The organism is Pseudomonas sp. FSL R10-2189, from assembly GCF_009600325.1.
In the GTDB taxonomy this organism is placed as follows: domain Bacteria; phylum Pseudomonadota; class Gammaproteobacteria; order Pseudomonadales; family Pseudomonadaceae; genus Aquipseudomonas; species Aquipseudomonas helleri.
Genome location: NZ_WIVZ01000003.1, coordinates 151,583 through 173,287 on the forward strand (window position 1 = coordinate 151,583; position 21,705 = coordinate 173,287).

The 21,705-nt window shown below is 58.6% G+C and carries 20 protein-coding genes and 2 pseudogenes; 17 read left to right on the forward strand and 5 right to left on the reverse strand.

The window, feature by feature from the left end:
• Positions 1-134: 134 nt before the first annotated feature.
• Positions 135-347 (forward strand): annotated as a pseudogene (locus GHO32_RS26765) (site-specific integrase); the annotation flags it as partial.
• A gap of 20 nt (positions 348-367) precedes the next feature.
• The gene (locus GHO32_RS03875) at positions 368-1,954 is read left to right on the forward strand and encodes an ABC-F family ATPase (RefSeq protein WP_082148731.1); all 1,587 of its coding nucleotides are present in this window, start codon (positions 368-370) and stop codon (positions 1,952-1,954) included.
• A 58-nt stretch (positions 1,955-2,012) separates the two neighbouring features.
• On the opposite strand, the gene GHO32_RS03880 is transcribed toward GHO32_RS03875, so the two are convergent.
• Complete coding sequence (locus tag GHO32_RS03880; RefSeq protein WP_153333058.1) at positions 2,013-2,990, reverse strand: LysR substrate-binding domain-containing protein; 978 nt, start codon at positions 2,988-2,990, stop codon at positions 2,013-2,015.
• 168 nt (positions 2,991-3,158) lie between these two features.
• Here GHO32_RS03880 and hutH point away from each other — a divergent pair, with 168 nt between their 5' ends.
• The 6 genes from hutH (at position 3,159) to GHO32_RS03910 (ending at position 9,896) form a co-directional block, all read left to right on the forward strand.
• On the forward strand, positions 3,159-4,700 hold the full coding sequence (gene hutH / locus GHO32_RS03885; protein WP_153333060.1) for a histidine ammonia-lyase: 1,542 nt from the start codon (positions 3,159-3,161) through the stop codon (positions 4,698-4,700).
• Positions 4,701-5,262: 562 nt separating this feature from the next.
• Positions 5,263-6,120, forward strand: coding sequence for a transporter substrate-binding domain-containing protein (locus tag GHO32_RS03890; RefSeq protein WP_123748916.1), 858 nt, complete (start codon positions 5,263-5,265; stop codon positions 6,118-6,120).
• A 65-nt stretch (positions 6,121-6,185) separates the two neighbouring features.
• Positions 6,186-6,902, forward strand: coding sequence for an ABC transporter permease (locus GHO32_RS03895; RefSeq protein ID WP_153329899.1), 717 nt, complete (start codon positions 6,186-6,188; stop codon positions 6,900-6,902).
• 21 nt (positions 6,903-6,923) lie between these two features.
• Positions 6,924-7,661, forward strand: a complete 738-nt coding sequence (locus GHO32_RS03900; RefSeq protein WP_153333062.1) for an ABC transporter permease — start codon at positions 6,924-6,926, stop codon at positions 7,659-7,661.
• 18 nt (positions 7,662-7,679) lie between these two features.
• Positions 7,680-8,471, forward strand: coding sequence for an ABC transporter ATP-binding protein (locus GHO32_RS03905; RefSeq protein WP_153333064.1), 792 nt, complete (start codon positions 7,680-7,682; stop codon positions 8,469-8,471).
• Between the two features lie 240 nt (positions 8,472-8,711).
• Positions 8,712-9,896: an MFS transporter gene (locus GHO32_RS03910; RefSeq protein ID WP_153333066.1), complete on the forward strand. Its 1,185-nt coding sequence runs from the start codon at positions 8,712-8,714 to the stop codon at positions 9,894-9,896.
• On the opposite strand, the gene GHO32_RS03915 is transcribed toward GHO32_RS03910, so the two are convergent.
• A complete protein-coding gene (locus GHO32_RS03915; protein ID WP_153333068.1) occupies positions 9,893-10,924 on the reverse strand; it encodes a dienelactone hydrolase in 1,032 nt (343 codons plus the stop codon). The two genes, GHO32_RS03910 and GHO32_RS03915, sit on opposite strands and share 4 nt — an antisense overlap.
• 169 nt (positions 10,925-11,093) lie before the next feature.
• Positions 11,094-11,705, reverse strand: a complete 612-nt coding sequence (locus tag GHO32_RS03920) for an FMN-dependent NADH-azoreductase (protein WP_153333071.1) — start codon at positions 11,703-11,705, stop codon at positions 11,094-11,096.
• Positions 11,706-11,831: 126 nt separating this feature from the next.
• Between GHO32_RS03920 and GHO32_RS03925 the strand changes: the two genes are divergently transcribed.
• Together GHO32_RS03925 and GHO32_RS03930 are read left to right on the forward strand one after the other, a co-directional pair.
• On the forward strand, positions 11,832-12,740 hold the full coding sequence (locus GHO32_RS03925) for a LysR substrate-binding domain-containing protein (RefSeq protein ID WP_153333073.1): 909 nt from the start codon (positions 11,832-11,834) through the stop codon (positions 12,738-12,740).
• Between the two features lie 26 nt (positions 12,741-12,766).
• Positions 12,767-13,111 carry an MmcQ/YjbR family DNA-binding protein gene (locus GHO32_RS03930; RefSeq protein ID WP_153333199.1) on the forward strand — a complete coding sequence of 115 codons (345 nt, stop codon included), beginning with the start codon at positions 12,767-12,769 and terminating at the stop codon, positions 13,109-13,111.
• A 16-nt stretch (positions 13,112-13,127) separates the two neighbouring features.
• Here the strand turns inward: GHO32_RS03930 and GHO32_RS03935 are convergent, their stop codons facing one another.
• Both GHO32_RS03935 and GHO32_RS03940 read right to left on the reverse strand, forming a co-directional pair.
• Complete coding sequence (locus GHO32_RS03935; RefSeq protein ID WP_153333075.1) at positions 13,128-13,502, reverse strand: DUF1294 domain-containing protein; 375 nt, start codon at positions 13,500-13,502, stop codon at positions 13,128-13,130.
• 59 nt (positions 13,503-13,561) lie between these two features.
• Entirely contained in the window at positions 13,562-14,389 is an 828-nt protein-coding gene (locus GHO32_RS03940; RefSeq protein WP_123748908.1) for an undecaprenyl-diphosphate phosphatase, read from the reverse strand.
• Positions 14,390-14,720: 331 nt separating this feature from the next.
• Here GHO32_RS03940 and GHO32_RS27130 point away from each other — a divergent pair.
• From GHO32_RS27130 to GHO32_RS03970, 7 genes and pseudogenes are all read left to right on the forward strand, one after another.
• Positions 14,721-15,407, forward strand: a pseudogene (locus GHO32_RS27130) (cache domain-containing protein); the annotation flags it as partial.
• A gap of 123 nt (positions 15,408-15,530) precedes the next feature.
• Complete coding sequence (locus GHO32_RS27135) at positions 15,531-16,265, forward strand: methyl-accepting chemotaxis protein (RefSeq protein WP_371924480.1); 735 nt, start codon at positions 15,531-15,533, stop codon at positions 16,263-16,265.
• 252 nt (positions 16,266-16,517) lie between these two features.
• Positions 16,518-17,543, forward strand: coding sequence for a LacI family DNA-binding transcriptional regulator (locus GHO32_RS03950; protein WP_368668375.1), 1,026 nt, complete (start codon positions 16,518-16,520; stop codon positions 17,541-17,543).
• A gap of 83 nt (positions 17,544-17,626) precedes the next feature.
• Positions 17,627-18,409, forward strand: coding sequence for a sugar phosphate isomerase/epimerase (locus GHO32_RS03955; RefSeq protein WP_153333079.1), 783 nt, complete (start codon positions 17,627-17,629; stop codon positions 18,407-18,409).
• Positions 18,402-19,346 carry a sugar kinase gene (locus GHO32_RS03960; RefSeq protein ID WP_153333081.1) on the forward strand — a complete coding sequence of 315 codons (945 nt, stop codon included), beginning with the start codon at positions 18,402-18,404 and terminating at the stop codon, positions 19,344-19,346. The genes GHO32_RS03955 and GHO32_RS03960 overlap by 8 nt, the downstream gene beginning before the upstream one ends.
• 57 nt (positions 19,347-19,403) lie before the next feature.
• On the forward strand, positions 19,404-20,699 hold the full coding sequence (locus GHO32_RS03965) for an MFS transporter (protein WP_153333083.1): 1,296 nt from the start codon (positions 19,404-19,406) through the stop codon (positions 20,697-20,699).
• Positions 20,700-20,719: 20 nt separating this feature from the next.
• The gene (locus GHO32_RS03970; protein WP_153333085.1) at positions 20,720-21,679 is read left to right on the forward strand and encodes a D-glycerate dehydrogenase; all 960 of its coding nucleotides are present in this window, start codon (positions 20,720-20,722) and stop codon (positions 21,677-21,679) included.
• Positions 21,680-21,705 lie beyond the last annotated feature (26 nt).

Sequence of the window (21,705 nt, forward strand, 5' to 3'; positions counted from 1 at the left end):
TTTTTTCAAGGGGTTCACTCTACTGTCTGTACAGACGTACCCTTCCACGTTGAGGTGAAACCCAAAGTCGCACCAATGGCCCTGCGAAACAGAGCTTTAGCGCAGTGCTCACTGTGCGGTCATTCGGTTTCAATGGTCGCCTGCCATACAACTGTCGTCACACCTATGCGACAATGCGCGCCATGTCTGGCATGAACCCCGCTTTTATTCCTCAGCAGCTTGGCCTAAGCGTCCAATTGTTGCTGTCGACTTATGCGCGTTGGATCAACTCAAGCTCAGATCGGAGTGGGCTTGAAAAGCTCCAGGTTGGTACCAAACGGCTACCAGCTCAAATACGCGCTCTCTAAGTTATTGATAGGTAAAGTAATTGATCTCCACAGCTAACATCACGATGCAGTTCGGCGCAAAGCCGCTATTCGAGAACGTTTCAGTAAAATTCGGCGCAGGTAACCGCTACGGTTTGATCGGTGCCAACGGTTGCGGCAAATCCACCTTCATGAAAATCCTCGGCAGCGATCTCGATCCGTCGGGCGGCCAGGTCATGCTGGAACCGAACGTGCGTCTGGGTAAGCTGCGCCAGGATCAGTTCGCTTACGAAGAATTCACCGTGATCGATACCGTGATCATGGGCCACGAAGAACTGTGGAAGGTCAAGGCTGAGCGCGATCGCATCTACTCGCTGCCAGAAATGACCGAAGAAGACGGCATGGCCGTTGCCGAACTCGAAACCGAGTTCGCAGAAATGGACGGTTACACTGCTGAGTCCCGCGCCGGTGAATTGCTGCTGGGCCTGGGTATCGGCATTGAACAGCACAACGGCCCGATGAGCGAAGTGTCGCCGGGCTGGAAGCTGCGTGTGTTGCTGGCTCAGGCGCTGTTCTCTGATCCTGAAGTGCTGCTGCTCGACGAACCTACCAACCACCTGGACATCAACACGATTCGCTGGCTGGAAAACGTTCTGACTCAGCGCAACAGCTTGATGATCATCATCTCTCACGATAGACACTTCCTGAACAGCGTCTGCACCCACATGGCTGACCTGGACTACGGCGAGCTGCGCCTGTTCCCGGGTAACTATGACGAGTACATGACTGTCGCAACCCAGTCGCGTGAGCAACTGCTGTCTGAAAACGCCAAGAAGAAAGCTCAGATCAACGAGCTGCAAGCGTTCGTCAGCCGCTTCTCGGCCAACGCCTCGAAATCCAAACAGGCAAGCTCGCGCGCCAAAGCGATCGACAAGATCACCCTGGCCGAGGTCAAGCCTTCCAGCCGTGTCAGCCCGTTCATTCGTTTCGAGCAGACCAAAAAGCTGCACCGCCAGGCCGTCATTGTTGAAAACATGGCTAAAGGCTTTGATGGCAAGACGCTGTTCAAAGACTTCAGCTTCACCGTTGAAGCCGGTGAGCGCGTGGCAATCATTGGCCCGAACGGTATCGGTAAAACGACGCTGCTGCGCACCATGGTCAATGAGCTGACGCCGGATGCCGGTTCGATCAAATGGACTGAATCTGCTGAGTTGGGCTACTACGCGCAAGACCACGCACACGACTTTGAAGACGATGTGACCCTGTTCGACTGGATGGGCCAATGGACTCAAGGCGAGCAAATGATTCGCGGCACCTTGGGCCGCATGCTGTTCTCCAACGACGAAATCCTCAAGTCGGTCAAGGTGATTTCCGGTGGTGAGCAAGGCCGTATGCTGTTCGGCAAGCTGATCCTGCAAAAGCCGAACGTGCTGGTGATGGACGAACCGACCAACCACTTGGACATGGAATCCATCGAAGCGTTGAACCTGGCGCTGGAAAACTACCCTGGCACGCTGATTTTCGTCAGCCATGACCGCGAGTTCGTATCGTCGCTGGCCACTCGTATCATCGAGCTGAGTCCAAGTGGCGTGATCGACTTCAGCGGCACCTACGACGACTACCTGCGCAGCCAAGGCGTGGTGTTCTGATTTCAGACACCGGCAAAGCCCTGTAGGAGCGAGCTCGTCTCGCGATCTTTTGGCCTTTTCAAAGATCGCGAGGCAAGCTCGCTCCTACAGTTGCTTGTGCAGGCAGAGCTGTGATCAGGCGCTCGGTCATGTCTTCCTGTGCTTTTCCCCGGCCTATCAACCAGCGCTGAAACGCCCGGCATTGTGCTTTCTGTAGTGTGTTCGGGTGCCAACTCAGGTAATACGGCGATGGCAGTGCCATGGCGCGCGGCCACGGGATGATCAAACGCCCCTCAGCAATGTCACGGGCAATCATCGAGTACTGCGCCAGTACGATGCCTTGTTGATCGATAGCAGCCTGAATGGCCATGCTGGCCGAAGAAAAGCTTCGACGCACGGCAATCATCTGCTCCACCACCTCGCCTTCCAGACCAAACCATTCAACCCACGACGGCGGCGAATCAAATTTCGGCCGTGAGTCAACGCGAATCAGTGGGTACTGAAGCAAGTCAGCGGCCTGCCCCACCATGCCCGAATGGCCTAAAAGCGCCGGTGAACATGCTGGCACCACACAATCGTGAAACAGCACAACGCTGCGCTCGGCGTATTGGATCGGCTCGCCATAGCCAATCCGAAAATCGGCGTTTTCCTCCTCCGATGTATCCGCAAGCGTGCCATCCAGATAGATGTCGAGATCATCATGCTCGTGCTGCCATTCGTAGATCAGCGGCCCCAGCCACTTGTTCATCAATGAAGGCAGACCACTGACATACAAGTTGTTGGGGTTTTTCGAGCGTTCGACTTCAGCCACAGCGGCTCTCAACTCTTCAAAGGCTGTCGAACATCTGGCATGGAAACGCTGGCCAATGGCATTCAGGCGCAAACGCTGGCCGTCCTTGACCGTCAGGCTCATGCCCAGCGCCTCATCCAGCAGTTTCATCTGCTGGCTCACCGCCCCCACCGAGAGGTTCAAGCGTTTTGCCGCCTGGGAAATACCACCACAGTGGCCGACGGTTTCGAATATTTGCAGGGCGCGCAAAGGCGGTAAGCGACTCATGGCAAGGTGCAGCCTCACGGGCATTTAAAGTTTAGAAATACTAATAAAACTGACAGAAATCGCCATATTTTCTTCACTCAAAAATCGCTTTAGCCTTCTCCCACGCTCAATCGAGCGACGGCTTGGCCGGTCCAGCCCCTTATTCATTTGGTTTCCCGGGAGTTCGCAATGAAAGCTCATCCTCAACAGATCACTCAGGTTGTTCTTGGCGATAAAGAGCCTTCCATCGAAGAGTTTGTGGCGGTCGCCCGTTATGCAGCCAAGGTCTCGTTTTCTGAGGCCTACCAGCAGCGCGTGAAAAAATCCCGTGGCCTGGTGGAGCGTTTTCTTGATGAGAATCGCTTGGTCTATGGCGTGACCACCGGGTTCGGCGACAACGTTCGGCATGTGATTTCTGCGAGCAATGCCAAGGAGCTTCAGGTCAATATCGTGCGCTCCCACGCGGTGGCGGTAGGCGAGCCGCTCAAACGTGAGCAGGTGCGGGCGATCCAGTTGATGGTGTTGATCAGCCTTGGCAAAGGGTATTCGGGGGTACGCCTGGAGTTACTGGAACTGATTGCCGCCTTGCTCAATAACGATGTCGTACCGTTTGCACCCGGCGAAGGGTCGGTGGGTTACCTGGCGGTCGAGGGGCACTTGGCTCTGGTCCTGCTGGGCGAAGGCAAAGCACGGGTCAATGGCGGTGAATGGGTCGACGGCGCCACCGCGCTGAAACAGGTTGGCCTGCAACCCACCGATCTGCAGTGCAAAGAAGGCCTGGCCATGCTCAATGGCACCACCTCGGTGACGGCCATCGCCATTCTGGCCCTGTACAACGCCATGCAGGCCGCCTCATTGGCAGACGTCGCTGCGGCGCTTTCCATGGAAGCGTTAAAAGGCACGATTCGGGCCTTCGACCCGCGCTATCACTCGATCAAGGCGCACAAAGAGCAGGCGCAAACCGCCCGGGACATAAAGGCGATGCTGCATGACAGCCAACTGATCGCTGAAAACATCGACTACCGGCTACAGGACGCCTACAGCCTGCGCTCCATCCCCCAGGTGCACGGCGCGTCGAAACGCTTTATCGAGCACGCGCGGGAAAATATCGAAAACGAAATTCACTCTTCAGGCGACAACCCGGTGATCTACCCGCTTGAAGACGGTGACGGCATTGCCATCTCGGGTGCCAATTTCGATGGCACCTACATCGGCATGTCAGCCGACTCCTTGTGTGTGGCTCTGGCCAACCTGGCGAAGATTGCCGAGCGCCGTATCGATCGCATGGTCAACTCGCACTTCAGTGAAATGCCCGCCTTTTTGGTGCGCAATCCGGGCCTGAACAGCGGCTACATGATCCTGCAATACACGGCGGCAGGCCTGTATGCAGAAATGAAGTCGCTGTCGTTCCCCTCCTCTGTCGACAGTTTCTCGACCTGCGCCAACCAGGAAGACCTGGTCAGCCTGGCCTATAACGCCGTGATCAAGGCCTGCAAGGTGTCCGAAAAACTGGAATCAGTGCTGGCCATCGAGCTGCTGGTGGGTTGCCAGGCCCTGGATTTCCATGACGTGGGCAAAGCCTCCAGCGTGACCAGAGCGGTGTATGACCTGGTGCGCAGCCGTGTACCGGTGGCTGAGCATGACCGCGCGTTCTATACCGACATTGCCAGCGTGACCAAGCAAGTGCGCAGCGGCGAAATACTCGCCACCGTGCAGAAAAACCTGAAGTAAAGAGGCCGCGTTCCAAGGGAGGGCTGGCCGATGTGGTATGGCCCTCCCCACACACACAGTCGTTGCCGTTACCCCTCGCCGCGCACCACTTTAATCCACACTGTCACCGTTCGTACCACCGTGGTGCACTTTCAAACCCAAGCCTCCGTCCTGCCACTGCCAGATTAAAACCCCGCAACCAATAAAAACCCATAACCCGCTGTTTCTAAAGCATTTTCACTGAATTTAAAACGGATTGATCGATGAGAAATCAAGTTGGCCGATTGATTGCATATGCTTGTATGTACAAGCAAATACATGTTCGCACGTACCTCTCTACCCAGCGGGTTTGGTTTGATCGAGTCGAGTGACAGAAAAATGGACGTTCCAACGCTCAGGCCCGGTAACGACATCCGTCAGATGGCCCAGGACGTCGGCGTGGAAAATGCATTCGCCCTCACAGGCTTAGTACCGGTTTGCATCCGTTTGCAATCCCAGAAAAAACGGTGTGTACCGACCTTGGCGATTCGGCCTGAGCCGGATCAGTTCGCAACACTCAATTGATTAGACAGGAAGTACCATGATGTCGAACAAATCAAGCTGGTTGGGTTCTGTAGCGCTCAGTGCAATGGTGTTGGCCTGTGCCCCGGCACTCCAGGCCAAAGAGTGGACATCGGTCAATATCGCTACAGAGGGCGCCTATGAGCCCTGGAACCTGACACTGCCAGGTGGAAAAATCAGCGGCTTCGAGCCAGAACTGATGGACGTGATCTGTCAGCGCATGAAGCTCAAGTGCAACATCGTCGTGCAGAACTGGGACGGCATGATCGCCAGCCTCAATGCAGGCAAATTCGACGTGCTGATGGACGCCATTGTCATCAACGACGAACGCCAGAAAGTCATGGCCTTCTCTACGCCTTACGCCCAGACCCCGGCCAGTTTTGTCGCCCTGCAAGCCGACTTGCTACCGGGCAAAACCGGTACCGACGCAGCCATCACCTTGGGCACCGACCCCAAGGAAATCCGTGCTGGCGTTGAAGACCTGCGCAAGGCGCTCAAAGGCAAAACCATCGGCATCGCCTCCGGCACCATTTACACCTCGTTCATTGATCAAAACTTCAAGGATGTAGCGACGATCCGTGAATACGGCAGCTCGTCCGAGGCCATCCTCGACCTGCAATCCGGGCGGATCGACGTTGCATTCGATGACGTGACCTTCTTCAACTCGCTGATGGACAAACCGGAGAACAAGTCACTGGTGTACACCGGCCCGGTGATCAAAGGCCCGATCTGGGGTGAAGGCGAAGCTCTGGGCTTTCGCCAGAACGACGTGGAACTCAAAGCCAAGTTCGATGCCGCCCTCAAGGAGGCCATGGCTGATGGCACGATCAAAACCCTGAGCGAGAAGTGGTTCAAGCAGGACCTGACCCCCAAACAATGATCTGAATGGCCCGGCAGCATGAAAGGTGCCGGGCTGCTTAACCCTTTTTAGACGTGGGATCCTCTATGAACCTCTTGCAGCTACTCAGTTTTGGTGACTCAGGTTGGGGAATGGCGCTGCTCAAGGCCACCGGCATGACCGTGATATTGACCCTCGCAGCACTGCTGGTGGGGGCGGTATTTGGCAGCCTGGTGGCGGCGGCCAAACTCTCCCGCCGCCGCAGTTTGCGCGGGCTGGGAAATCTGTACTCGATACTGTTCAGGGGGATTCCCGAGTTACTGGTGATCTACCTGTTCTACTTTGGCGGGGCCAGTGTGGTGACGGCGGTTGGCCATTGGTTCGGCGGCGAAGGCTATATCGACGTGCCGCCTTTTCTGGTCGGGGCGTTGGCGGTGGGGCTGATTTCCGGCTCTTATCAGGCGGAAGTCTACCGGGGCGCCTTTATTGCAGTGTCGCGGGGCGAACTGGAAGCCGGGATGGCCATCGGTATGAGCCGTGCCATGCGCTTCAAACGGATTTTGGTGCCGCAGATTTTGCGCTACGCGCTGCCGGGGCTGGGCAATGTCTGGCAAATGAGCCTGAAAGATTCCGCGCTGATTTCTGTGATCGGTCTGGTGGAATTGATGCGCGCCAGTCAGGTCGCAGCCGGGTCCACCCGTCAATATTTCACCTTCTACATCATCGGGGGCGCGCTGTACCTCATTCTCACCGGCCTTTCCGGTCGGCTGTTCCACATGGCTGAAGCTCGCGTGCGCCGTACGCGGCAGCGCAGCCCAGTCTAGTTCGCGTCGGGAGCGACACCTATGATTGATTTTCCGTTCCTCGCAGACACCATGCTCAAGCTGCTGGCCGCCCTGCCCACCACCTTGTCGATCTTTTTTTGCTCGTTGGTGCTCGGCCTTGCCCTGTCGGTCGGCATCGTCAGCCTGCGGGTCAGCCGCTGGTGGTTTTTCAGCTACCCGGCGCGGTTCTACATCATGCTGTTTCGCGGCACGCCGCTGCTGATTCAAATGTTCTTGATTTACTACGGGCTGGGCCAGTTCCCGGCCATCCGCGACAGCTTTGCCTGGGTCGTGCTGCGCTCCCCTTATGGCTGCGCAGTGGTGTCACTGGCCTTGTGCACCGCCGGCTACACTGCAGAAATCATCCGCGGTGGCCTGCTCAGCGTGCCCCAAGGTCAGATCGAAGCTGGCAAGGCCATTGGCATGTCGCCCTGGGAGTTGCTGTACCGGATCATTGCCCCGGTCACCCTGCGCCAGGCACTGCCGGCCTACTCAACAGAAGCCATTTTGCTGGTCAAGTCCACCGCCCTCGCCAGCCTGGTGACGGTCTGGGATGTCACGGGCGTAGCCCAGCAGATCATCCAGCGCACCTACCGCACCATGGAGGTGTTCATTTGCGCGGCCCTGATCTACCTGGTGCTCAACTACCTGGTGGTGCGCGCAGTCGCCTGGCTCGAATATCGCCTCTCGCCACACTTGCGCGAACGCCCTGCAGACGTCGTGAAAAAATCCAGCCCCACACTGCCTACCCATTCCTGATTTGATACGGAGCCTGCCATGAGCATTCAGTCCGCTTCAGCCTTGTCGGTCATTAACATCCAGAAGTCCTTCGGCAGCGCCCATGTCCTCAAGGGTATTGATCTGGACGCACACAAAGGTGACGTGATCTCGATCCTCGGCGCCAGCGGGTCCGGTAAAAGTACGTTCCTGCGCTGTATCAACCTGCTGGAAACCCCCGATCAAGGCATCATCCGCGTCAACGGTGAAGTGATCGAGATGAAACAGCATGTCGACGGCCGTCAAACGCCGAGCAACAACCGTCAGGTCGAGCGCATGCGCAGTAGCTTGGGCATGGTGTTCCAGAGCTTCAACCTGTGGTCGCACATGACAGTGCTGCAGAACGTGATAGAAGGCCCGATGCGCGTGCTCAAACGCCCACGCGCCGAATGCATCGAAGAGGCCGAAGCCCTGTTGCACAAGGTCGGCCTGTACGAGCGTAAGGACTACTACCCGGCACACCTGTCCGGCGGGCAGCAACAACGGGTCGCAATCGCCCGCGCATTGGCGATGAACCCGCAAGTGATGCTGTTCGACGAACCCACCTCGGCACTCGACCCCGAACTGGTTGGCGAGGTATTAAGGGTAATGCGCTCGCTGGCCGAGGAAGGCCGCACCATGCTGGTGGTCACCCACGAAATGGGCTTTGCCCGGCACGTGTCGAATCGGGTGGTGTTCATGCACGGCGGTTTGATCGACGCCCAGGGCACGCCAACCGAACTGTTCGAAGGCTTGCCCACCGAACGTTTTCGCCAATTCGTCTCTAGCCATAACGATAGAAGCGCCGAGTAAACAGGCCCCAAGCTTGATGCGACGCTGCGAAACCCTGCGCAACCCCTTGCTGGAGCAACTCATAAGCTGCTGCCGATTCGGGGTTGTATTTAACTGGAAAAAGGCAGGTTGTGAACCGATCGACGTTAGGGCTCAAGAGGTAAAAAGGGTGCCCCAAACAAACTATCGTTAGCCTGCTTTCATTTACCCGGCAGGCACGCCATGATAGCGGCGCCCAAACGCCAGCCGGAACCGCTGCTCATGTCTGCGCAACACCCTCCTCATCCGAGTTCTCTGTCGGTTACGCTGCAAATCCTGTCGATTGTTTTTTACACCTTTATCGCTTTTATCTGCATTGGCTTGCCCATCGCGGTCTTGCCGGGCTATGTGCATGACCAATTGGGTTTCAGCGCTGTGGTTGCCGGCCTGACCATCGCCTCGCAATACCTCGCCACCCTGCTGACGCGTCCTTCGGCCGGACGCATCGTCGACAAACGCGGGACCAAGCCTGCGGTGGTGTACGGCCTGATCGGCATCGCCATCAGCGGTGTACTCACGTACGTCGCCATCATGCTGCAAAGCTTCCCGGGGCTAAGCCTTGGCATTTTGATCGTCGGGCGCATTTTTCTGGGCATTGCCCAAGGGCTTATCGGTGTCGGCACGATCAGTTGGGGCATCGCGCAAGTCGGCTCGGAACACACCGCCCGTACCATTGGCTGGAACGGTATCGCCTCTTATGGGGCGATTGCCCTGGGAGCCCCGCTGGGGGTGCTGATGATCGACACACTGGGGTTTTCCAGCCTGGGCATTGCGCTGCTGGGGTTGGCCTTGCTGGCACTGCTGACCATCCGCAACAAAACCTCGATCCCGGTGATCGCCGGGGTGCGCCTGTCCTTTTGGTCGGTACTGGGGCTGATCGCGCCCTATGGCCTCAGCCTGATGCTGGCATCTATTGGTTATGGCACCCTGACGACCTTTATCACGCTGTTCTATATCGACCAGGGCTGGACGGGCGCCGCCTACTGCCTGTCGGTGTTTGGCGTGTGTTTTATCCTGGCCCGACTGATTTTCACCAACAGCATTAACCGCTTGGGTGGCTCCAGCGTCGCAATGACCTGTATGGCCATGGAAACCCTGGGGCTGGTGCTGTTGTGGCTCGCGCCGTCTACCGGCTATGCCTTGATCGGTGCCGGGTTGGCAGGGTTTGGCCTGTCACTGGTGTACCCGGCGTTGGGCGTGGAGGCGGTCAAGCAAGTCCCCAGTTCGAGCCGGGGTGCAGGCTTGGGCGCTTATGCGGTGTTTTTTGACTTGGCGCTGGCCATGGCCGGGCCACTAATGGGCGCCATCGCCTTGAACCTGGGGTATCCCTGGATTTTCTTCAGCGCAGCACTGATGTGCCTTGCGGGCCTGCTGCTTACCCTAGGGCTCTCGCGCCGGGCCCGTTAGTGGTCTGCGGTACGTAAAAGTGTGTGGGCGTTGTTGTTCAGCGCCTTACTGAAAAAGCGCCCTGATTCGTAAATCAAATCGCGATGGATATCCTCACGATCAACCCCGTCGGCATCGGTGCAGGCCCAGGCCATGGTTGCGCGCTGTTCATCCGAGCAAGGCGCCAAAAACACAAAATGCCCGGCACCGGGGATCAGATTGAACTCCGGGGCAACCGGTAATTTACGCGCCAGGGCTTCGGCATTTTTATCCGGGAACACGGTTTGATCACCCTCACCGCTGTACAGCAAAACCGGCACATGCACTTGGGCCAGGGTGTCGCGGCCAAACATCAGGCTCAGCGGCGCCATCAGCAGCAACGCACGCACACGCGGGTCCGCGACGGGCAACAAATCATCCCGATCAGCGATCAGTTCACCTTGGGTCGTGCAGGCATCGTGGTCGTCCGGCCGCTCTTGGCAGTAACGCCGCAGACGGTTCAAGTCCGGCTCGGCCCCAGCCAGAATCAACGCCGTTTCACCACCTGCCGAATAGCCGATCACCCCGACCTGATCAGCGTCGACGTAAGCAGACAGGCTGTTTTCATCCAGCACGGCGCTAATCGCCGCCGATATTTGCATCGGCCGCCCGTAAAGGTTGCTCAGGGTGCCGGTGCGGCTGTGGTCTTTGAAGTTGTCACCTGGATGCAGCACCGCCACGACAACAAAGCCTTTGCGCGCCAGCGCGGTGATCAGGTCGTGCAGCGCCAGCGGCGTGCCGACATTGCCATGGGACAGCACCAGCAACGGGTAGTGGCCGATGGCAATTTTGGCATCTTCGCCGGCATCGATGTCGTAGACACCAATGCGGCTGTGCACCTCGTCATCGGTAGACGGATAAAACGCAATGGCGTTCATAGGCTGGCCGTCCACCGGGTCCAGAAAGCTGAGGCGATGAAAGCCCACGCTCCATTGGTTCAGAGGCTCGGCATGCACCAGCACAGGGCAACTAGCCATTATGAGAAACACGACAGCGCATAGACGCATCATGGCGGCTTACCTTTAATAGCGCTCAGCTTGCAGCGGGCAATGAAAAAAGACGGTCACCCTCTCCTTTGCATAACCCAAGCCATTAAAGCCAGATGCAAAAAACTCCGTACTCTGGCCAATGACGGTATCCAGAATACAGAGTTTTGTTATGCGGGCACTACAGGGCAGCTTACGCGGCGCTGAACAGGCCCTGACTAATGTGCTGATGAGCATCGCTCAGGGCTTTGCTGCGCACTTCATCGCCATAACCCAGGCCCTGTGCACGAACAAACTCAACATCAGTGATGCCGAGGAAACCCAGCAGCACTTTCAAATACTCTTCGTGCGCCACGCCTGTCGCCTGGCCCGCGTGAATGCCGCCAGAGGTCGAGACCACGATCACTTTCTTGCCGCCGCACAGGCCAACCGGGCCGGTTTCGGTGTAACGGAAGGTCTGACCGGCCACCGCAATGCGGTCGATCCAGGCCTTGAGCTGGGTTGGAATGGTGAAGTTGTACATCGGCGCGCCGATCACCACTGCATCCGCGGCCAGGAACTGCGCCAAGGTGTCTGCGCTCAATTGCGCTTCGTAGTTTTGCGCCGCATCACGCAGTTCAGCCGGGGTGCCAGCCGCCACCAGAGTGGCCGCCGAGAAGTGCTCAATGCCTTCGCTGGCCAGGTCGCGGTAGCTCACTTCAACACTCGGCTCAGCCGCTTGCCAAGCCTTGACTACTTCACCGCTCAGCTGACGCGAAGCCGAATTGTCGCCCAAGATGCTCGAATCGATATGCAAAAGTTTCATGCGGATCTCCAAATTAAGATCGCCGTCAGGCGTTCAAGTGAAGGTGATGCTACCGATGAAAGCAATCGACGATAAGTCAGCGAGCATGCGATAGTTCGTCCCACCTGTAGGACAGTGAGAAAAGCAATGCAGGACCTTAACGATCTGTACTACTTCGCCAAAGTCGTCGAAGCCGGTGGGTTTGCGGCGGCAGGCCGTGTGTTGGGCATCCCCAAGTCACGCCTATCAAGGCGTGTGGCCGAACTAGAAGAGCGTCTGGGCGCGCGTCTGTTGCAGCGCACCACGCGCCAGTTGAAGCTGACCGCTGTAGGCGAGCGCTACTTGAGCCATTGCCAGGCCATGCTGCTGCAAGCCGAAATGGCCGACGAGGCCGTGGCAAGTATGTCCAGCGAGCCCCGAGGGCGCCTGCGGGTCTCGTGCCCGGTGGGCCTGGCTCACCAGTTTATGCCCGACGTCGTCAGCTCTTTTCTGCGCGCCTACCCCCATGTGCAACTGGAAGTCAGCCTGCTCAACCGCCGCGTAGACTTGATCACCGAAGGCATTGACGTGGCCATGCGCGTTCGCGAACTGGGCGATGAAGACCCGCTGCTGGTGACGCGGCGCTTGCGCAAGGCGGTGACCGTGATGGTCGCCAGCCCGGCCTTCGCTGAACAGTGGGCAATCAAGACCCCGGACGATCTCAAAAATGCCCCGGTGCTGGGGGCGCTTGAGGCCGATCGCATGGTCCATTTGCGCATGCTCGATGAGCACGGCAAAGCCTCAGACCTGGTGCTTGAAGCACGCTTGGGCATTGATGACTTTAACGTGCGTAAAGCCTGCACACTGCAAGGTCTGGGCTTCACCGTGCTGCCCTTGATGTATTGCGAGCAGGAACTTGAAACCGGTGAACTGGTGCAGCTCCTGCCTCAATGGTCACTGCCCGGCGGCTGGCTGCAAGCCGTGTACCCGCACCGGCGCGGCGTCATGCCAGCGGTGCGGGCCTGGATCGAACATTTGGCTGATACCTTCGAACGCTGCGGAGAAAAAACCCTATGACGCGTACGTCCAACACCCAAAAAATCATGTCCAAGCAACAGGTTGCCGAGTTCTGCCGCAGCCTGCCGGGGGTCAAGGAGGATGTGAAATGGGGCGGGGTTGAAGTGTTCTCTATCGATCAGAGCAAAATGTTTGCCCTGTTCAACCTCAACAGCAACGGGTTGTCGTTCAAGGTCGAGAAAGAACTGTTTCTGGGTTACATCGATCGCCCGGGGATACGCCCTTCGCCGTATCTGGCGCGGGCCCACTGGATCAATATGCAGGCGCCCTACCCGATGGGCGCTGAAGAACTGCAAGACTTGCTGCGCCGTTCCCACCAGTTGGTGGTCGGCAAACTGCCGAAAAAGCGTCAGATCGGCTTATTGATCTGACGCTCATGGCAGCCGCTTACAGGTTCAGAAAGGTGATTTTCAAGAACAGCACGTCAACCCAGACCGCTTGATGCACGGTAACGATCAACCAGAACCAGACCTGAAAAGGCACCTTGCGGGTCTTGTGGCGGAACACTTGCTGGGCTACCAGCGCGCCCGGCCAGCCGCCCAGCAACTCAACCCCGTGCAGGAGCTTTTCCGGGGTGCGCCAGCGGCCATGCCGGGCCTGCTGTTTGTCATAGCCATAAAGGATGAACGCCACGACACTGGCCACGGCATAAACAAGCAGAGGCACCCGGGTGATGCCGGTGAGCAACAGGCTCAGCGAGCCTCCCAGCGGCATCGCGCACAGCAGCAGTAATACCAGCAGTTTGAGCTTCACACCACGCATGGGCCCAGCTGGCTGCTCATGCACACCTGCCGAGCCGCGACGATCGTTGGCCGAGGTCTTCAACCTGCTGCAGCCCAGTCAATCCAGCCGAACTTCCAGGTCGCCAGAATCAGCATGCCGAAGGCAATGCGGTACCAGGCGAACGCGGCATAGCTGTGGTTGGAAATAAACTTGAGCAATGCACGGACCGCGATCATGGCGAAGATGAACGCCGTCACAAAACCGATGGCGAACACTGGCAAGTCGTCAGGCTGGAACAGTTCACGGTACTTGTAACCCGAGTAGACCGCCGCGCCGACCATGGTTGGCATCGCCAGGAAGAACGAAAACTCGGTGGCCGCTTTACGCGACAGGCCGAACAACAGGCCGCCGATGATGGTCGAGCCCGAACGCGAAGTCCCCGGAATCATCGCCAGGCATTGTGCAAAACCGATCTTGACCGCGTCTTTCCAGGTCATGTCGTCTACGGTTTCGGCGCGAATGACGTGAGTACGGCGCTCGGCCCAGAGCATGATCACACCGCCGATAACCAAGGCAGAGGCCACGGTAATCGGGTTGAACAGGTATTCGTGAATCATGTCAGCGAAGATCACCCCCAACACCACCGCCGGCAGCACCGCGATGATCAGGTTGACGGTAAAGCGGCGCGCACTGGGTTGCGTCGGCAAACCCACGACAACGTCGAGGATCTTGCGGCGAAACTCCCAGACAACCGCCAAAATGGCGCCCAGCTGGATAATGATGTTGAACGCCATGGCGCGTTCGCCGCCGAAGTTCAGCAAGTCAGCCACAATAATCTGGTGGCCAGTGCTTGAGACCGGCAAGAATTCCGTAAGGCCCTCAACGACACCGAGTATCAACGCCTGTGCGGCAGTCCAAAGATCCATCATTCCCCCATTAAAGCGCGGCGTCATGCCGCACTGATTAGCCAAAAAGTAAGTGTGTGCAACCGGTGCCGACCCGTGGTTGCGGGTGTTGCATGTTCACTGACGTGATGTGAAATAACTGTCAGAAAACAATAAAGATTCAGCTTTCTGAATTTCGGCCGAGATCCTATCAGACACGTTCCACTTTCGCTGCTCTGAGTGCGAGCGTTGACAACAAGAACAACAAAGGAGTGACCGCTGTATGAATACCCTGCGCACGTTGTCCATCAGCCAGCGTCTGTGGCTGATCTTGATCGTGGCAATGGCCATGCTGCTGGCGTTGGGTTTGCTGATGCTAAAGCAGATACATGACGATTTGAATGAAGGCAAAGCGCAGAAAACCCGCCACGTGGTGCAAGCCGCCAGTGGCGTTCTGGACTACTACCATGGCCTCGAAACTGCCGGATCGTTAAGCCGTGATGCTGCGCAACAACAAGCGCTGCAGGTCATCAGCAAGATGCGTTATGACCAGGGCGACTACTTCTGGATCAATGACCTGCGCCCTTTTATGGTCATGCACCCGACCAACCCCAAACTCGACGGCAAAGACCTGTCTGCCATCAAGGACCCGGACGGTGTTGCGATCTTCAATGAGATGGTCACACTGGCCAAGACCCAGGGTTCAGGCAACCTGGCCTACCGCTGGCCCAAACCCGGCGCTGACGAGCCGGTGGCAAAAACCTCTTATGTGCAACTGTTCGAGCCATGGGGCTGGGTGATTGGCTCCGGGGTGTACATCGACGACATGCAGGCCGAATTTCAGGCGCAAGTCTGGAAAGCCAGTGTCGCTGGCCTGACGATTGCGCTGATCATGGTCGTGCTGGTCAGATTGATCGCCCGCAGCATTGCTCGCCCGTTAAAAGAGGCGGTGCAGGCCATGGCCAATATTGCCAGCGGCGAAAGTGACCTGACCCGCAGCCTCGACACCCACGGGCGCGATGAAGTCACCGAACTTGCCCGGCACTTCAACACCTTCACCACCAAACTGCGTACGGTCATCCGCCACTTGCAGGCCACCGCCACGGCGCTGGAGCAGTCGTCGACGCAGATCGGCAACGATGCGACACAAGCCCAGCAACGTTGCCAGCAGCAAGCCTCGCAGATGGATCAAGTGGCTACGGCGATCAACGAAGTCACCTACGCCGTACAAGAGGTAGCCAAAAACGCCGAACACGCCGCCGGTGAAATGCGCGGTGCGCAGACCCAAGCCGAGCTGGGCCAGCAGAACATCGACAGCAGCCTGAAGCAGATCGACCAACTGTCGATCACTATTGACCAGGCGGTCGAGGTGATCCGCACACTGGCCACGCAAAGCAGCGGCATCGGCAGCGTGCTTGAAGTGATCCGCTCGATTGCCGAACAAACCAACCTGCTGGCCCTGAACGCGGCCATTGAAGCGGCGCGCGCCGGCGAACAGGGTCGCGGCTTTGCCGTAGTGGCCGATGAGGTGCGCTTGCTGGCCCAGCGCACGCAAAAATCCACGGCTGAAATCCAGACCATGATTGAGGCGTTGCAGCAGCACTCCGACGCAGCCGTGAATGTCATTGCCAGCAGCAGTCAGGCGTCGCAAGCGACCATCGAACAAGCCACCCAGGCCGGCAACAGCCTGACCACCATCGGCCAGGCGCTGAGCAACCTGAACGAGCTCAACGCATCAATCGCCAGCGCCACGTTGCAGCAGGCGCACGTTGTGGAAGACATCAACCAAAACGTCACCCAGGCCGCCGGCCTCTCGCAAAACACCGCCAAGGCTGCCGAGCAATCGAGTGCCGACAGCGCTCACCTCAAGGAACTGAGCGTGCAACTCAACGGATTATTGGGCCAGTTCAAGGTGTAAAAACCTGCAAAACTTGTAGTCGCTGACGAAGCATGAGGCTGCGAGGGGTTGCGAAGCGACCCTAATTGGCGATCCTGCGGCTCGCATCGCAGCCTCGTGCCTCATCAGCGGCTACAAGGTCATTCAGCGGTTTATTGAAATCGAGTGCACGCAAAACTTGACGACACCGGGTGATTTGAGTTTTCCTGAAACCGGTTTCATCACCCTTTGATCGAAACCGCCTGCGATAACACCAATAAAAGGTTTCAGGCCGTGAACAGTTTTTCTGCAGCCCAGCGCACCCGCGTGACCATGCTTGATGTTGCCCAGCGCGCTGGCGTCTCCAAGGCCAGCGTGTCGCGCTTTATCGGTGAAGACCGGGCCTTGTTGTCCGCGGCCATCGCTGAACGTATCGAGCAAGCCATCAACGAGCTCGGCTATCGCCCCAATCAAATGGCCCGCGGCCTTAAGCGCGGCCGTACCCGGCTGATCGGCATGCTCGTGGCAGACATTCGCAACCCCTATTCGATTGCGGTGATGCATGGCGTTGAAACCGCCTGCCGCCAGCACGGCTACAACCTGGTGGTGTGCAACACCGACCGCAATGATGAGCAAGAGCATCAGCACCTCGCGGCGTTACGTTCTTACAACATCGAAGGCCTGATTCTGAACACCCTTGGGCATCATCCTGACGCGCTGCAAGCGCTGCACCAGGAGATGCCCATCGTGCTGATCGACCGAAAAGTCGAGCAACTGCACAGCGACATGGTCGGCCTCGACAACGCCGGTGCCGTGCGCATGGCCCTTGAGCACCTGCAAGAGCAGGGTTATCGCGATCTGTTGCTGGTCAGCGAGCCGATTGACGGCACCAGCTCACGCAGCGAGCGTATCGAGAGCTTCAATCAGTACTTGGCCCAGCACCCGTCGCTCAGCGGCGCAGCGGTGCAAACCGGCCCGCAACTCAACACCGATATCCAGGCATTTCTGCAAGCGGCTGGCCCCGGCCCCAAGGCCATCTTTTGTTCCAACGGCGTGGCCGCCCTGGCGTGCACCCAGGTTTTGCGCGAGTTGAACTGCCGCCTGTTTGAAGACGTTGGCCTGATCGCCCTGGATGACCTGGACTGGTTTGCGTTGGTGGGCAGCGGCATCACCGCCCTCGCCCAACCGACGCAACAGATCGGCGCCAGCGCGTTCGACTGCCTGCTCAGGCGCCTCAAGGGTGACACCGGCCCCGCGCACAACCTGGACTTCGCCGCCCGCCTGATCGTTCGCGGCTCAACACAACACGCTCCCCCCTGACGCTTGAGGGGCTGACAGCCGTTATGCGGTCGTCAGCCCTTAACGCTGTAAAAAAATGAAACCGGTTTCAGAGAGCAATAACAATGAACACATTTCCCGTTTCCATCAGCCTGTCGAGCTACGGCGCCGACCTTGTTCGTGAACGCGGCCAAGCGAGCTTCATCGAGCTGCTGGCCAAAGCCGGCGCCACACGTATCGAGCTGCGCGAAGAGTTGCTCACCGGCGAAGACCCGGCCAGCTTTAGCCAGGCGGTTCAACAGCACGATCTGGAATGCCTGTACTCATCGCCGATGGAACTGTGGGACGCCGGCCAGTCACGCCCTAACCCGCAACTGCTGCCAACCCTGCAACGGGCCCAGGCCTTCGGCGCCAAGTGGCTGAAAGTCTCGCTGGGGTACTTCACCGAGCATTGCGACATGCGCCAACTGGCCGCCTGCCTTGAGCAGCAATCCGTAGGCTTGCTGGTGGAAAACGACCAAACCTCCCAAGGCGGGCGCATCGAGCCCATGCAGCGCTTTTTCGACAGCGTCGAGCAGTTGCATGCCCCCGTCAGCATGACTTTCGACATTGGCAACTGGCAGTGGCAAGACCAGTCGGCCAGCACCGCCGCGCGCCTGCTGGGCCGCCACGTGACCTATGTGCATTGCAAAGGCGTGGCCAGACGTCCAGATGGCAAATTGATTGCCACCCCGCCGACGGCCACCGACCTGCAAACCTGGCAACAGCTCATGGGGCACATGCCCCACGGCCTGCCCCGCGCCGTCGAATACCCGCTGCAAGGCAACGACCTGACGTGGCTGACCCGCCAACACGTGCAGGTTCTGTCCCGACTCAGTCACACCCAACAGGAGCCGAGCTATGTCTAACGTCGATGTGTTGTCATTTGGCGAAACCATGGCCATGTGGGTGGCCGAGCAAACTGGCGACCTGGCCCAGGTCGAGACATTTCACAAACGCATCGCCGGCGCGGACAGCAACGTGGCCATTGGCCTGGCCCGTCTGGGGTTCAATGTGAACTGGTTGAGCCGCGTAGGGGCTGACTCCCTCGGGCGCTTTGTGCTCAACACCCTGCAAGGCGAAGGGTTGGACTGCCAGCATGTGGCGATTGACCCGCAACATCCCACGGGTTTTCAGCTTAAATCGCGCGTCGATGACGGCAGCGACCCGTACGTGGAGTACTTTCGCCGGGGTTCCGCCGCCAGCCACCTGAACCGCTCGGTGATCAGCGACGCATTGCTCAGCGCCCGACACTTGCATGCCACCGGTATTCCGCCTGCGCTTTCAGCCAGTTGCAATGAGTTGTCTTTTGAACTGATGCGGGCGATGCGCGCCGCAGGCAAAAGCGTGTCATTCGACCCGAACCTGCGCCCTTCGTTATGGGCCAGCGAACAGCAGATGATTCGCGACATCAACGCCCTTGCCGCCCACGCGCACTGGGTGCTGCCAGGTCTTGCAGAGGGCCGCCTGCTCACCGGCTACGACGCCCCTGCGGACATTGCCGCGTTTTATCTGGACCAAGGCGCCGAGGCGGTGATCATCAAACTCGGCGCCAAAGGCGCGTTCTTGCGCACCGCCACCACCGAGCACTTCGTGCCCGCTGTGCCTGTCGCCCGCGTGGTCGACACCGTGGGCGCGGGCGATGGCTTTGCCGTGGGGGTGATCAGCGCCCTGCTGGAAAACCTCAGCCTTGCCCAAGCGGTGCAACGCGGCAACTGGATCGGCAGTCGCGCCGTGCAAAGCCGTGGCGACATGGAGGGCCTGCCGACCCGCGCTGAACTCAACCAATTCTCAACCGCCGCCTGATTTTTAGCTCGACCCGTTACCTGCTGCGACAAAAACAACAAGCTCAGGAGCATCACCATGCACTCACTGAAACTCGCCACCCGCCGGTGGTGGTACATCATGCCGATTGTGTTCATCACCTATAGCCTGGCCTACCTGGACCGCGCCAACTATGGCTTTGCCGCCGCCTCGGGCATGGCCGCCGACCTCAACATCACCCCCGGCCTGTCGTCGTTGCTGGGAGCGTTGTTCTTTCTGGGGTACTTCTTTTTCCAGGTTCCCGGTGCGGTCTACGCGCAACGCAACAGCGTTAAAAAGCTGATTTTTGTCAGCCTGATTCTCTGGGGCGGGCTCGCCACCTTGACCGGCGTGGTGTCCAACGCCTACAGCCTGATCGTCATCCGCTTCATGCTCGGCGTGGTTGAAGCCGCGGTAATGCCCGCCATGCTGGTGTACTTGTGTCATTGGTTTACCCGTGCCGAACGCTCGCGCGCCAACACCTTCCTGATCCTTGGCAACCCGGTGACCATGCTCTGGATGTCGGTGGTGTCGGGCTACCTGGTGGAGCATTACAGCTGGCGCTGGATGTTCATCGTTGAAGGCTTGCCTGCCGTACTTTGGGCGTTTATCTGGTGGCGCCTGGCCGATGACCGCCCAAGCGACGCCAAGTGGCTCAGCCAGCAAGAGAAGCAAGACCTGCAAAGCGCGCTGGATGCCGAGCAAGTGGGCATGACCCCGGTGAAAAACTACGCGGCGGCCTTCCGCTCGCCAAAAGTCATCCTGCTGGCCTTGCAGTTCTTTTGCTGGAGCATCGGCGTGTACGGCTTTGTGCTGTGGCTGCCGTCGATCCTTAAACAGGGCGCGCACATGGACATGATCGAGGCTGGCTGGCTCTCGGCCCTGCCCTATCTGGCAGCCGTGATCGGCATGCTCGTGGTGTCGTGGGGCTCGGACAAACTGCAAAAGCGCAAACGCTTTGTCTGGCCGCCGCTGCTGATTGCCTCTATCGCCTTCTACGGTTCCTACGCATTGGGCGCCGAGCACTTCTGGTGGTCCTACACATTGCTGGTCATTGCCGGGGCCTGTATGTACGCGCCGTATGGCCCTTTTTTCGCCATCATTCCGGAAATTCTCCCGGCTAACGTGGCAGGCGGCGCCATGGCGTTGATCAACAGCATGGGCGCCCTGGGCTCATTTGGCGGCTCTTACCTGGTGGGTTACCTGAACAGCGAAACCGGTTCGCCGGGCGCGTCGTACCTGCTGATGAGCGGCGCCCTGCTGATTTCGGTGCTGTTGACCTTGATGCTCACCCCAACCCACAAAGATCCGGTTGCCCCTAAACGCCGCGCCCCGCAGCACCTGGCCCACTCTTGATTTGAAAGACGGTGAACCCCTTGAAAAAACACGTCGTGCTGTACAAAGAACTGTCTGAACCGCTGATGCAGAGACTGCAAGCCGAAACAGACGTCACGCTGATCAAGCGCCTTGACGCTCAAGGGCTGGAGCAACTGCGCGCCGCCCTGCCTCACGCCCACGGTTTGCTCGGCGCGAGCCTTAAACTCGACGCGCAATTGCTCGACCTTGCCCCCAAGCTTGAAGCCGTGGCCAGCGTGTCTGTGGGCGTTGATAACTACGATATTGACTACCTGACCCGGCGCAACATCGTGCTCACCAATACCCCGGATGTCTTGACCGAGACGACGGCAGACACCGGTTTTGCGTTGATATTGGCCAGCGCCCGGCGCGTGGTGGAACTGGCAATTAAGGTGCGCAATGGCCAGTGGCAGAAAAACATCGGGCCCGAATCTTTTGGCACCGACGTGCATGGCAAAACCCTGGGCATTATCGGCATGGGCCGCATTGGTGAAGCCCTCGCCCAGCGCGGTCACTTTGGTTTCGGCATGCCGGTGATCTACCACAGCAATTCGCCAAAGCCTGCGGTTGAGGCGCGCTTCAATGCGCGCTACCGCAGCCTCAACGAGCTGCTGCAAGAAGCCGACTTTGTGTGCCTGACCTTGCCGCTGACGGCGCAAACCCAGGGTTTGATGGGTGCCGAGCAGTTCGCCCTGATGCGCCCCGAGAGCATCTTTATCAATATCTCGCGGGGCAAAGTGGTGGATGAAGCGGCGCTGATTAAGGCCTTGCAACAGGGCCAGATCCGCGCCGCCGGGCTGGATGTGTTTGTACGCGAGCCGCTGGAAGTGGACTCGCCGTTGCTGCAACTGGACAACGTGGTGGCCACACCGCATATCGGCTCGGCTACCGTTGAAACCCGAGAAGCGATGGCACGCTGCGCCGTCGATAACCTGCTGGCCGCCCTCACGGGTGAACCCCCGGCCAATCGGGTGAACTGAGCTGAAACTGTAGGAGCGAGCCCGCC